This is a genomic window from Enterobacter cloacae complex sp. IR5459, from assembly GCF_049238005.1.
Taxonomy (GTDB): Bacteria; Pseudomonadota; Gammaproteobacteria; order Enterobacterales; family Enterobacteriaceae; genus Enterobacter; species Enterobacter hormaechei_C.
Map to the genome: position 1 here is coordinate 448,524 of NZ_JBMKIG010000001.1, position 13,048 is coordinate 461,571.

The 13,048-nt window shown below is 56.5% G+C and carries 6 protein-coding genes and 3 tRNA genes; 5 read left to right on the forward strand and 4 right to left on the reverse strand.

The annotated features are described in order from the left end of the window. Nucleotides 1–72 precede the first annotated feature (72 nt). Genes ptrA through recD form a run of 3 tightly spaced genes read left to right on the forward strand, consistent with a single transcriptional unit; the run spans nt 73 to nt 8,311 of the window. Nucleotides 73–2,955: a pitrilysin gene (gene ptrA, locus ACOTX4_RS02185; protein WP_063937892.1), complete on the forward strand. Its 2,883-nt coding sequence runs from the start codon at nt 73–75 to the stop codon at nt 2,953–2,955. Further along, nucleotides 2,952–6,494: an exodeoxyribonuclease V subunit beta gene (recB, locus tag ACOTX4_RS02190; RefSeq protein WP_193147449.1), complete on the forward strand. Its 3,543-nt coding sequence runs from the start codon at nt 2,952–2,954 to the stop codon at nt 6,492–6,494. The genes ptrA and recB overlap by 4 nt, the downstream gene beginning before the upstream one ends. Next, nucleotides 6,491–8,311 (forward strand): exodeoxyribonuclease V subunit alpha, encoded by a 1,821-nt coding sequence (recD, locus tag ACOTX4_RS02195; protein WP_023323692.1) that lies wholly within the window; start codon nt 6,491–6,493, stop codon nt 8,309–8,311. The genes recB and recD overlap by 4 nt, the downstream gene beginning before the upstream one ends. A gap of 33 nt (nt 8,312–8,344) precedes the next feature. Here the strand turns inward: recD and argA are convergent, their stop codons facing one another. Beyond that, nucleotides 8,345–9,676 carry an amino-acid N-acetyltransferase gene (argA, locus tag ACOTX4_RS02200; RefSeq protein ID WP_003862767.1) on the reverse strand — a complete coding sequence of 444 codons (1,332 nt, stop codon included), beginning with the start codon at nt 9,674–9,676 and terminating at the stop codon, nt 8,345–8,347. Between the two features lie 227 nt (nt 9,677–9,903). On the opposite strand from argA, the gene amiC reads away from it, so the two are divergent. Then, nucleotides 9,904–11,157: an N-acetylmuramoyl-L-alanine amidase AmiC gene (amiC, locus tag ACOTX4_RS02205; protein ID WP_003862766.1), complete on the forward strand. Its 1,254-nt coding sequence runs from the start codon at nt 9,904–9,906 to the stop codon at nt 11,155–11,157. An 89-nt stretch (nt 11,158–11,246) separates the two neighbouring features. Here the strand turns inward: amiC and ACOTX4_RS02210 are convergent. The 3 genes from ACOTX4_RS02210 to ACOTX4_RS02220 all read right to left on the reverse strand — a co-directional run bounded on the left by ACOTX4_RS02210 (nt 11,247) and on the right by ACOTX4_RS02220 (nt 11,692). Further along, nucleotides 11,247–11,323: transfer RNA gene (locus tag ACOTX4_RS02210), tRNA-Met, on the reverse strand. Between the two features lie 44 nt (nt 11,324–11,367). Continuing rightward, nucleotides 11,368–11,444 (reverse strand) — tRNA-Met (locus ACOTX4_RS02215). Between the two features lie 171 nt (nt 11,445–11,615). Then, nucleotides 11,616–11,692: transfer RNA gene (locus ACOTX4_RS02220), tRNA-Met, on the reverse strand. A gap of 208 nt (nt 11,693–11,900) precedes the next feature. Between ACOTX4_RS02220 and mltA the strand changes: the two genes are divergently transcribed. Continuing rightward, complete coding sequence (gene mltA, locus ACOTX4_RS02225) at nt 11,901–12,998, forward strand: murein transglycosylase A (protein WP_003862765.1); 1,098 nt, start codon at nt 11,901–11,903, stop codon at nt 12,996–12,998. Nucleotides 12,999–13,048 lie beyond the last annotated feature (50 nt).

Below are 13,048 nucleotides of genomic sequence, written 5' to 3' on the forward strand. Positions count from 1 at the left end.
ACCCAAAGAAAGAGATGCTGGCGTGTCCAGCACGCACGTTGTTAATGATGTAGCCGTGATAAAGAGGTCGTAATGCCAGGCAGCACCTTGTTCAAAGCGTTTGTTTTGTTTATCGCCCTTTGGGCTCCCGTCACACAGGCCGATTCCGGTTGGCAACCTGTCAAGGAAACAATCCGTAAGAGCGATAAGGACACCCGTCAGTATCAGGCGATTCGTCTTGATAACGGGATGACCGTACTGCTGGTTTCCGATCCTCAGGCGGTGAAATCGCTCTCCGCGCTGGTTGTGCCGGTGGGTTCGCTGGAAGATCCTGACGCCCATCCGGGACTGGCGCACTACCTTGAGCACATGACGCTGATGGGATCTAAAAAATACCCACAGCCTGACAGCCTGTCCGAATTTCTGAAAATGCATGGCGGCAGCCACAACGCTAGTACCGCGCCGTATCGCACCGCGTTTTACCTGGAAGTGGAAAATGATGCGCTTGATGGGGCGGTGGATCGTCTGGCGGATGCCATCGCCGCACCGCTGCTGGATAAAAAATACGCTGACCGTGAACGTAATGCCGTGAACGCCGAACTGACGATGGCGCGCACGCGAGACGGTATGCGCATGGCGCAGGTTAGTGCTGAAACCATCAATCCGGCGCACCCGGGTTCGCGCTTCTCAGGCGGCAACCTTGAAACGCTGAGCGACAAGCCAGGTAGCCCGGTGCTCGATGCGCTGCATGCGTTTCGTGAAAAATACTATTCCGCCAATCTGATGAAAGCGGTTATCTACAGCAATAAACCGTTGCCGACGCTGGCAAACATGGCCGCGCAGACCTACGGCAGGGTGCCAAATAAAAATATCGATCTGCCGCAGATTAACGTGCCAGTTGTCACGGACGCGCAAAAAGGCATTGTTATTCACTATGTGCCGGCCTTGCCGCGCAAGGTGTTACGCGTTGAATTCCGTATTGATAACAACACGGCGCAGTTCCGCAGCAAAACCGACGAGCTGGTGACGTATCTTATCGGCAACCGCAGCCCGGGTACGCTCTCCGACTGGCTGCAAAAGCAGGGGCTGGTGGAAGGTATTCGCGCTGACTCCGATCCCGTTGTAAATGGGAATAGCGGCGTGCTGGCCATCTCCGCGACGCTGACCGATAAAGGGCTGGCTCACCGGAACGACGTCGTTGCGGCCATTTTCAGTTATCTCTCTCTGCTGCGCGACAAAGGCGTCGATAAACGCTACTTTGACGAGCTGGCGCATGTGCTGGATCTCGATTTCCGCTATCCCTCTATCACGCGTGATATGGACTACGTTGAGTGGCTGGCAGATACCATGATCCGCGTGCCGGTGGAACATACGCTGGATGCGGTAAATATTGCCGACCAGTTTGACGCCGGAGCGCTCAAAGCGCGTCTGGCGATGATGACTCCGCAGAATGCCCGCGTCTGGTATATCAGCCCGAACGAACCGCATAACAAAATGGCCTACTTCGTTGATGCCCCGTATCAGGTTGAAAAAATCAGCGAACAGACCTTCGCGGGCTGGCAGAAAAAGGCGGGGGAAATTGCGCTGAAGTTACCGGAGCTTAACCCCTACATTCCGGACGATTTCTCGCTGATCAAACCCGCAAAGGCGTATCCGCACCCGGAGCTGATTGTTGATGAGCCGACGCTGCGCGTGGTCTACACCCCAAGCCGCTATTTCGCCGACGAGCCAAAAGCGGATGTCAGCGTGGTGCTGCGTAACCCCAAAGCAATGGACAGCGCCAGAAACCAGGTGCTGTTTGCGCTTAATGATTATCTGGCCGGTATTGCCCTCGATCAGCTCAGCAACCAGGCTGCCGTTGGTGGTATCAGTTTCTCCACCAACGCCAATAACGGCCTGATGGTGAATGCCAACGGCTATACCCAGCGTTTGCCGCAGCTGTTCCAGGCGCTGCTGGACGGTTATTTCAGCTATACGCCTACGGAAGAACAGCTCGAGCAGGCTAAGTCCTGGTATGCCCAGATGATGGATTCTGCCGAGAAGGGTAAAGCCTACGATCAGGCGATTATGCCAGCACAGATGCTGTCGCAAATTCCGTACTTCCAGCGCGAAGATCGCCGCGCGATATTGCCCTCAGTCACCTTAAAAGAGGTGCTGGCTTACCGTGATGCGCTGAAAACCAATACCCGTCCGGAGTTCCTGGTTGTAGGGAATATGAGCGAAGATCAGGCTAAAACGCTGGCGCAAAACGTCCGTGCGCAACTGGGTTCAAAAGGCGATGAGTGGTGCCGTAACCAGGATGTGCTGGTAGAGAAAAAGCAGAACGTGATCTTCGAAAAAGCGGGAAGCAGCACGGATTCCGCGCTGGCCGCGGTGTTTGTCCCTGTCGGTTATGACGAATTTACCAGCTCTGCCCAGAGTGCTGTGCTTGGTCAAATTATTCAGCCGTGGTTTTACAACCAGCTGCGCACCGAAGAGCAGCTGGGCTATGCGGTGTTCGCTTTCTCCATGAATGTGGGCCGTCAGTGGGGGCTGGGCTTCCTTCTGCAAAGCAGTGACAAGCAACCCGCTTACCTGTGGCAGCGTTATCAGGCGTTCTTCCCGCAGGCGGAAGCAAAACTGCGCGCCATGAAGCCGGAAGAGTTTGCCCAAATCCAGCAGGCAGTAATCGCCCAGGTGATGCAGCCGCCGCAGACGCTGGGTGAAGAGGCCTCGCAGCTGAGCAAAGATTTTGATCGCGGTAATATGAAATTTGATTCGCATGATAAAATAGTGGCCGAAATAAAACAGCTGACGCCACAAAAGGTTGCCGATTTCTTCCATCAGGCGGTAGTAAAACCGCAGGGTATGGCCATCCTGTCTCAGGTTTCTGGCAGCCAGAACGGGAAAACGGACTACGTAAAATCAAAAGAGTGGACCGTCTGGAAGAGCGTCAGCGCGCTGCAACAAACAATGCCCTGGAGTAAGAAAGAATGACCCATACCGCTGAGCCGCTTGATCCCCTAAGTTTACCTCTACAGGGTGAGCGACTGATTGAAGCCTCAGCGGGAACGGGAAAAACCTATACCATCGCCGCGCTCTATCTGCGTCTGCTGTTGGGGCTCGGCGGCAACGCCGCTTTTTCGCGCCCGTTAAGCGTGGAAGAGCTGCTGGTGGTAACCTTCACCGAAGCGGCCACTGCCGAGCTGCGTGGCCGTATTCGCAGCAACATTCATGAGCTGCGCATCGCCTGTCTGCGTCAGACGACGGATAACCCCCTCTACGCGAGCCTGCTGGACGAGATTGCGGATAAGCAACAGGCTGCGCAATGGCTGCTGCTGGCCGAACGGCAAATGGATGAAGCGTCCGTCTTCACCATTCACGGTTTTTGTCAGCGCATGCTGAGCCTGAATGCGTTTGAATCCGGCATGCTCTTTGAGCAGCAGCTTATTGAAGATGAATCCGAGCTTCGCTATCAGGCCTGTGCGGATTTCTGGCGTCGACACTGTTATCCGTTGCAGCGCGACATTGCCGAAGCGGTTCACGCCCTGTGGAAAGGTCCGGAAGAGCTTCTTCGCGCCATCGACCGTTACCTGCAAGGCGAGGCGCCGGTCATTAAATCTCCTCCGCCTGCCGATGAAACGCTGGCCTCGCGCCATGAAAAGATCGTCGCCAAAATTACCGCGCTTAAGCAGAAGTGGAATGAGTCGGTTGGTGAAATTGATGCAATCATCGAAAACTCAGGCATCGACAGACGCAAGTTCAACCGTGGGAACCAGGGGAAGTGGATCGAAAAGATCAGCGCCTGGGCCCAGGAGGAGACGCGGGGTTACCAGCTTCCGGACGCACTGGAAAAATTTTCGCAACGCTTTTTGACCGAGCGAACCAAAGCCGACGGTATTGTGCCTGAGCATCCCCTGTTTGTGGCGATTGAAGCGCTGCTTGCGGAGCCATTAACGCTCAATGACCTGATGATCACCCGCGCCATGACGGAGATCCGCCAGGCCGTCGCGCGCGAAAAACGTCGCCGGGGCGAGCTGGGGTTTGATGACATGCTGAGCCGCCTGGACGAAGCCCTGTCCAGCGAGAATGGTGAAGCGCTCGCCAGCGCGATCCGTACCCGTTTTCCGGTGGCGATGATTGACGAATTTCAGGACACCGACCCCCAGCAGTACCGCATTTTTCGCCGCATCTGGCGACAGCAGCCCGACACTGCCCTGTTGTTGATTGGCGACCCTAAACAGGCGATTTACGCCTTCCGTGGGGCAGATATCTTCACCTATATGAAAGCCCGTAGTGAAGTTGTCGCGCATTACACGTTAGACACCAACTGGCGTTCCGCTCCGGGGATGGTTGAGAGCGTCAATGCGCTGTTCAGCCGTATGGAGACGGCGTTCATGTTCAAGGAAATCCCTTTTCTGCCGGTGAAATCCGCCCCAAAAAACGCATCCCTGCGCTTCGAAGTCAGTGGCGCGGAGCAGCCCGCCATGACCTTCTGGCTGCTTGAAGGGGAAGGCTATGGCGTTGCTGATTATCAGGCGGCGATGGCCCAGCACTGCGCCGCGCAAATCCGTGACTGGCTGAGCGCAGGCAACCGCGGCGAGGCGCTGCTGTGGAAGGGGGAACAGGCAAATCCTGTTAAAGCCTCTGATATTACCGTGCTGGTGCGCAGTCGTCAGGAAGCGGCGTTAATCCGCGATGCGCTAACGTTGCTGGATATTCCGTCAGTGTATCTCTCTAACCGTGACAGCGTGTTCGACACGCTGGAAGCCCAGGAAATGCTCTGGCTGCTTCAGGCGGTACTGGCGCCGGAGCGCGAAAATACGCTTCGAAGCGCGCTGGCCAGCTCTATGCTGGGGTTGAACGCGCGCGATATTGATGAGCTCAACCATGACGAAAACGCATGGGATGCGGTGGTGGAAGAGTTTGTCCATTACCGTGAACGCTGGCAAAAACGCGGCGTCATGGCGATGCTGCGCGAATTGATGACGCGGCGTCAGATTGCCGAAAATATGCTGGCGTCATCGGGCGGTGAAAGGCGTCTTACCGATATTTTACACATCAGCGAACTGTTGCAGGAAGCCGGCACCCAGCTTGAAAGTGAACATGCCCTCGTGCGCTGGCTGGCGCAGCAAATCGCGGATCCAAACAGTAACGCCGCAAGCCAGCAGATGCGTCTTGAGAGCGATAAGCATCTGGTGCAAATCGTCACCATTCACAAATCGAAAGGTCTCGAGTATCCGCTGGTCTGGCTGCCCTTTATCGCCAACTACCGCGTTCAGGATCAGGCCTATTATCATGACCGCGAGACTTTCGATGCGGTGCTCGATCTCAGCAAGGCGGAAACCAGCGTTGAGCTGGCGGAAGCGGAGCGTCTGGCGGAGGATTTGCGCCTGCTTTACGTGGCGCTGACCCGTTCTGTCTGGCATTGCAGCCTGGGCGTCGCGCCGGTTTTCCGCCGTCGCGGGGAAAAAACAGGGGAGAGCGATTTCCATTTAAGCGCCTTAGGGCGGCTTATTCAGCGTGGTGAGCCAAAAGATGCGGCGGGGTTGCGCCTCTGTATTGAGTCGCTTTGCGGAGACGATATCGCCCTGCATATCCCTTCTCTGCCAGACAACAGCCGCTGGGAAATGGCGCAAGAGCCCGTGACCGATCTTAACGCGCGCCAGATCACACGGGTGCTTGCCGACGACTGGCGCGTCACCAGCTATTCTGGCCTGCAACAGCAAGGGCAAAGTATTGCGCAGGATCTCATGCCGAAGCTGGACGTGGATGCCGCAGGGGTAGGCGATGTTCCGGTTGAACCGACGTTAACTCCGCATCAGTTCCCACGCGGCGCGTCGCCGGGCACCTTTTTGCACAGCCTTTTTGAAGAGCTTGATTTCACCCAGCCTGTCAGTGAGGAGTGGGTGCTGAAGATGTTGCAGAGCGGAGGCTATGACGCGCACTGGCAGCCCGTTCTCACTGACTGGATCAACGCCATTTTGCAAGCGCCGCTGACGGCGCAGGGCTTCTCTCTTCGCCAGTTAACGGCCAAAAATAAGCAGGTTGAGATGGAGTTTTATCTGCCCGTCGCAGGCCCGCTTAAGGCCGACGCGCTCGATGCGCTTATCCGTCAGTACGATCCGCTGTCAGCCGGTTGCCCGCCGCTGAACTTCCGTCAGGTGCAGGGCATGCTGAAAGGGTTTATCGACCTGGTCTTCCGTCACGAAGGACGGTACTACCTGCTGGATTACAAATCAAACTGGCTGGGCGAGAACAGCGCAGCCTATACCCAGCAGGCGATGGCGGCCGCCATGCAAATGCATCGCTACGATCTGCAATATCAGCTCTATACCCTGGCGCTGCACCGCTATTTGCGCCACCGTATTGCGGATTACCGCTACGACGATCATTTTGGCGGCGTCATCTACCTGTTCCTGCGCGGGGTTGACGCTGCCGATCCGCGCTCCGGGATCTTCAGCACTCGTCCGGATGCGGAATTGATTAATAAAATGGATAACCTGTTTGCAGCAAACACGGAGGAGATGGCATGACGATGCAGGACTTATTGCTGGATGCGGTAGAGCAACGCGTGCTGCGTCAGCTGGACGTGCAGTTTGCCATGATGATTGCCGCTGACCAGCCCGCCGTGATGCTTGCCGCTGCCCTGTTGAGTAAAGATGCCGGAGAGGGGCATGTGTGTCTGCCGCTCTCGCGTCTGGTGGTTGACGAGAAAATGCCGCCTGTCCTCCAGTCCTGCTTTGCGCTGCTGGGAGATAAGGTGGACTGGCAGAAAATCTTGCGGGAATCGTCAGCCGTTGGGCCGGGAGACAACCAGGCACCGCTGATCCTGACGGGGGAGCGCTTATACCTGAACCGCCTGTGGCGAAATGAACTGACGGTAGCGCGTTTCTTTAGTGAGACCAATGCGCCGCTTCCCTGCGACGAAGCACAGCTTCGCCAGACGCTGGACAGGCTGTTTGACTCCGGTGAGGACACAGACTGGCAGAAAGTGGCGGCGGCCGTCGCCCTGACGCGGCGGATCTCGGTGATATCCGGCGGCCCGGGAACGGGGAAAACAACGACCGTCGCAAAGCTGCTGGCAGCCCTGATACAGCTTTCAGGAGAGCAGCGATGCCGTATTCGTCTGGCGGCGCCCACCGGGAAGGCTGCGGCGCGTCTGACCGAATCACTGGGCGGCGCGATGCAACAGCTGCCGCTCACTCAGGAGCAGCTTGCGCTTTTCCCGGGTGAAGCAAGTACTCTGCACCGTCTGCTCGGCGCGCAGCCGGGTAGCCAGCGGCTGCGCTACCATGCGGGTAATCCGCTGCATCTGGACGTGCTGGTGGTGGATGAAGCCTCCATGATCGACCTGACCATGATGTCGCGCCTGATTGATGCTCTGCCACCCCATGCGCGGGTGGTTTTCCTGGGCGATCGCGACCAGCTCGCCTCTGTAGAAGCCGGGGCGGTGCTGGGAGATATCTGTACCTACGCCAGTTACGGTTATACCGCCGCGCGGGCGCAGGAGCTCGCCCGTCTGACCGGCTGCTCGCTTGAACCCGATCACACGCCGATCGCGGGCGCACTGCGTGACAGCCTGTGCCTGCTGCAAAAAAGCTACCGTTTCGGTAGCGACTCCGGCATCGGCCAGCTGGCTGCGGCGGTCAACCGTGGCGACAGGCACGCCACGCGCACGGTGTTTGACGGTACCTTCACTGACATTGAAAAGAAATCGCTGCAAAGCGGAGAAGAGTATCAGGCTATGCTTGAGGAGGCTCTCCAGGGATACCAGCATTTTCTGAGCTGCGTGCAGCAGCGCAGTCAGCCCGGACAGGTCATCGCCGCATTTGGCGAATACCAGCTTCTGTGCGCATTGCGGGAAGGGCCGTTTGGCGTCACGGGCCTGAACGACAGGCTGGAGCAGTTGCTGGTGCAGAAACGCAAAATTAACCGTCAGCTGCATTCGCGATGGTATGAAGGCCGGCCAGTGATGATCTCCCGCAACGATAGTGCGCTGGGGCTGTTCAACGGGGATATCGGCATTGCGCTCGATCGCGGTAACGGTCTGCGCGTCTGGTTCCAGCTACCGGACGGTAGCGTGAAGTCCGTCCAGCCCAGCCGCCTGCCAGAGCATGAAACGGCATGGGCGATGACGGTACATAAATCTCAGGGCTCCGAGTTCAACCATGCGGCGCTGATCCTGCCGACACAGCTGTCGCCGGTAGTGACCCGCGAACTGGTCTACACAGCCATTACCCGTGCGCGCCAGCGCCTGTCGCTGTATGCGGATGAGCGCGTGTTGAGTCAGGCGATTGCCACCCGTACCGAGCGCAGAAGCGGATTAAGCGCGATATTTGAATCTGTCTGAGTGAACACCCTCTCCAACAGGAGAGGGTGACTGTTATCCCAGGTCCGCCATTAACACCTTCGAGCGGCGCTGGTAGTTGTACATCTCTTTCTTACTTTCCGGCAGGGAATCGATATCCACCGGCGTGAAGCCGCGCTCCTGGAACCAGTGAATACTGCGCGTGGTGAGCACGAACAGCTTGCTCAGACCCATCTGGCGCGCCTGTGCCGCCACGCGTTCAAGCAGCAGTTCCCCCCGCGAGGAGCTACGGTAATCCGGGTGCACGGCAACGCACGCCATTTCGCCAATCTGCTCTTCCGGGAACGGATAAAGCGCCGCACAGGCAATGGTCAGGTTATCGCGCTGAATGATGGTGAACTTGTCGATCTCCATCTCCAGCTGCTCCCGGGAGCGGCGAACCAGAATGCCCTGTTGTTCCAGCGGACGGATCAGCTCCAGAATGCCGCCGATATCGTTGATGGTGGCACGGCGGATCTGCTCGGCGCTCTCCATGACGATCTGCGTACCGATCCCGTCCCGGGAGAACAGTTCCTGCAACAGCGCACCGTCTTCCTGATAGCTGATCAGGTGGCTGCGGCGCACCCCGCTGCGGCACGCTTTAACGGCGCCGCGCAGAAAACGCACGGTACCGGAATAGTAATCGCCTTCTGCTTCCAGCGCTTCCACGCGCGCCTGGGCTTCATTCGGAAAAAGTTCTGGCACAATTACGCCCTCATCGTTCACGACACCCTGCGAGGAGCAAAAGCCGATCATTTTTTCCGCTTTCAGCTTGATGGCCAGCTGGGTGGCAATCTCTTCTGAGGTCAGATTAAAACTTTCACCCGTTACGGAGACGGCAACGGGCCCCATCAGGACGATCGCGCCATTGTCTAACTGGCGGTGAATGGCGTCTTCATCAATACGGCGGATGCGGCCGCTGTGGCAGTAATCCACGCCATCGTCCACGCCGAGCGGCTGAGCGATGATAAAGTTGCCGCTCACCACGTTAATGTGCGCGCCCTGCAACGGCGTATTATTCAGGCTCATCGACAGGCGGGCGGTGATATCGAGCTGCAACAGACCCGCCGCCTGTTTGACCAGTTCGAGGGTTTTCGCATCCGTCACGCGCGTGTGTTTGTGGTAGATCGGCTCATGGTGATGGGCGGCCAGGTTGGCTTCGATTTGCGGACGTGCGCCATACACCACCACCAGACGGATGCCGAGGCTGTGCAGCAGGCCGATATCATTGACGATGCTGGAAAAGTTTTCATGCTCAATGGCTTCGCCGCCAAGCATGATGACAAACGTTTTTCCCCGATGGGTGTTGATATAGGGAACAGAATGGCGGAATCCCTGGACCAGTTCGGTTCTGCGTTCCTTAACCATGACACAACCCTTAGTGAATGTTTATTCGTAATTTATGTATTTTTATTCGATCGTGGCCGCGTGTGCAAGCCTAAATTTTCTGCGACCCACAGAAAATAATAAGTAATCCGTGCGTTAACGTATGATTGTTTACCCTTTTATAGATGACAGTTTATGCGTCATTCGTTAAAGTTTTCGGTCAATTTGGGCGTTTTGTTCATCAATCAGATTTCTTGCTCGGGAGAAGCATGTCGGGATCCAATTCAGCAATAAGCCGCCGCCGCCTGTTAAAAGGGGCCGGGGCGATGTGGTTGCTTAGCGTCAGCCAGGTGGGTCTTGCCGCCACAAGCCAGGTAGTCGCGGTGCGCGTCTGGCCGTCGTCGACCTATACGCGCGTGACGGTCGAGTCCAATCGCGTGCTGAAATACAAGCAATTTGCCCTCAGCAATCCTGAACGTGTGGTGGTTGATCTCGAAGGTGTGAACCTCAACTCCGTGCTTAAAGGCATGGCAGCACAAATCCGTGGCGACGATCCGTTTATCAAATCGGCGCGCGTCGGGCAGTTCGATCCGCAAACCGTGCGCATGGTGTTTGAGCTGAAGCAGAACGTGAAACCGCAGCTCTTTGCCCTTGCGCCTGTTGCCGCCTTTAAGGAGCGTCTGGTGATGGATCTCTATCCAGCGAATGCGACGGATATTCAGGATCCGCTCCTGGCATTACTTGAGGATTACAACAAAGGCGATCTCGACAGCCAGGTTCCGCCAGCGCAAAGTGGTCCAAAGCCTGGCAAGGCGGGGCGCGATCGCCCGATTGTGATCATGCTCGATCCTGGCCACGGCGGAGAAGATTCCGGCGCCGTCGGGAAATATCGCACCCGCGAAAAAGATGTGGTGCTGCAAATTGCCCGTCGTCTGAAGGCGTTGATCGACAAAGAGGGCAATATGCGCGCCTATATGACGCGCAACGAAGATGTCTTTATTCCACTGAAGGTCCGCGTGGCAAAAGCGCAAAAGCAGCGCGCGGATCTGTTTGTCTCTATTCATGCGGATGCCTTCACCAGCCGCCAGCCGAGCGGATCCTCAGTGTTTGCCCTGTCAACAAAAGGGGCGACCAGCACCGCGGCGAGATACCTGGCGGACACGCAGAACGCCTCGGATTTAATCGGTGGTGTGAGCAAAAGTGGCGACCGTTACGTCGACCATACGATGTTTGATATGGTGCAGTCGCTGACTATTACCGACAGCCTGAAGTTTGGTAAAGCGGTGCTGGGCAAACTGGGCCGGGTCAACAAGCTGCACAAAAACAGCGTCGAGCAGGCCGGATTTGCGGTACTGAAAGCGCCGGATATTCCTTCCATTCTGGTCGAAACCGCGTTTATCAGTAACGTGGAAGAGGAACGTAAGCTCAAGACGGCTAAATTCCAGCAGGAAGTGGCGGAGTCGATTCTGGCGGGGATCCGGGCCTACTTCTCAGACGGGGAAACGCTGGCGCGGCGGGGGTAGGGCATTAAGCCGGGTATCATGCCCGGCATTTTCACAAACGCCAGATACAAAAAAACACCCTTCAGGGTGTTTATTGTTTTAAGAAGTGTTGGTTGCGGGGGCCGGATTTGAACCGACGACCTTCGGGTTATGAGCCCGACGAGCTACCAGGCTGCTCCACCCCGCGTCCGTCTTTCTACACTTGTAGAAACTTACTTCTTCAAATTTGATTGGTTGCGGGGGCCGGATTTGAACCGACGACCTTCGGGTTATGAGCCCGACGAGCTACCAGGCTGCTCCACCCCGCGTCCGTCTTTTTGCTTCGTATTTCAAACCACATCTGCGTTGACTTTCCTCGTTCACCTCAGTCACTTACTGGAGTAAGCTCCTAAGGATTCACTGCGTCGTCGCCTTGCTGTGATTCGAACTACTTCGCAAAAACTTCTACTGTCGTAGAAGATACTTCATCAAATTTTAATTGGTTGCGGGGGCCGGATTTGAACCGACGACCTTCGGGTTATGAGCCCGACGAGCTACCAGGCTGCTCCACCCCGCGTCCGTGGAAGCGCACTATACTCGGATAGGTTTGTGATGCAACCCCTTTTTCACATAATTCATTATTTTGTATGCAAAATGAACGGCAAAAGCCACTTTGGACTATTTTTTGTGCAGAATTTGCCAAAGGGAAGGCGATTGCATTTCATTAACACGGTGGGTTTGTTATCTTCATCTCGCGGAATTGGGCAACTAAAAGACGAGATATAATGAAAGGACGTTGGGCGAAGTATCTGATGACAGGCGCAATGGTGGCGATTCTTGCGGCCTGCTCTTCCAAACCGACCGATCGCGGTCAACAGTATAAAGACGGGAAGTTATCCCAGCCTTTCTCTTTAGTTAACCAGCCCGATGCCGTGGGTGCTCCAATCAATGCCGGGGATTTCTCCGAGCAGGTGTACCAGATCCGCAAAGCGTCGCCGCGCCTGTATGGCGCACAGAACAACGTTTATAGTGCCGTGCAGGACTGGCTGCGTGCAGGCGGTGATACCCGCAATATGCGCCAGTTTGGTATCGATGCCTGGCAGATGGAGGGGGCGGATAACTACGGTAACGTCCAGTTTACCGGTTACTACACCCCGGTTGTCCAGGCGCGACACACGCGCCAGGGCGAGTTCCAGTATCCCATTTACCGTATGCCGCCGAAACGCGGTCGTCTGCCGTCCCGCGCCGAGATCTACGCCGGCGCGCTGAGCGAAAATTATGTTCTGGCCTACAGCAACTCGCTGATGGACAACTTCATTATGGACGTGCAGGGCAGTGGCTATATTGATTTTGGCGACGGCTCGCCGCTGAACTTCTTTAGCTATGCCGGTAAAAATGGCCATGCCTATCGCAGCATCGGTAAGGTGCTGATCGACCGTGGCGAAGTGAAACGAGAAGATATGTCGATGCAGGCTATCCGCGAGTGGGGCGAAAAGCACAGCGAAGCGGAAGTGCGTGAGCTGCTTGAGCAGAACCCATCGTTTGTCTTCTTCAAACCGCAGAACTTTGCGCCGGTGAAAGGGGCGAGCGCCGTCCCGCTGATTGGCCGCGCTTCTGTGGCATCGGATCGTTCGATTATTCCGGCGGGTACCACGCTCCTGGCGGAAGTTCCACTCCTCGACAACAACGGCAAATTCAACGGCAAATATGAATTACGCCTGATGGTGGCGCTGGACGTGGGTGGGGCGATCAAAGGCCAGCACTTCGACATTTATCAGGGCATCGGCCCGGATGCTGGCCATCGTGCAGGCTGGTATAACCACTACGGACGCGTGTGGGTGCTGAAGACAGCGCCGGGTACCGGAAACGTATTCAGCGGCTGATTGTGGTATTCTGAGCGCAAGCGGATTACGGTTCAGGGTGAGGAATACCT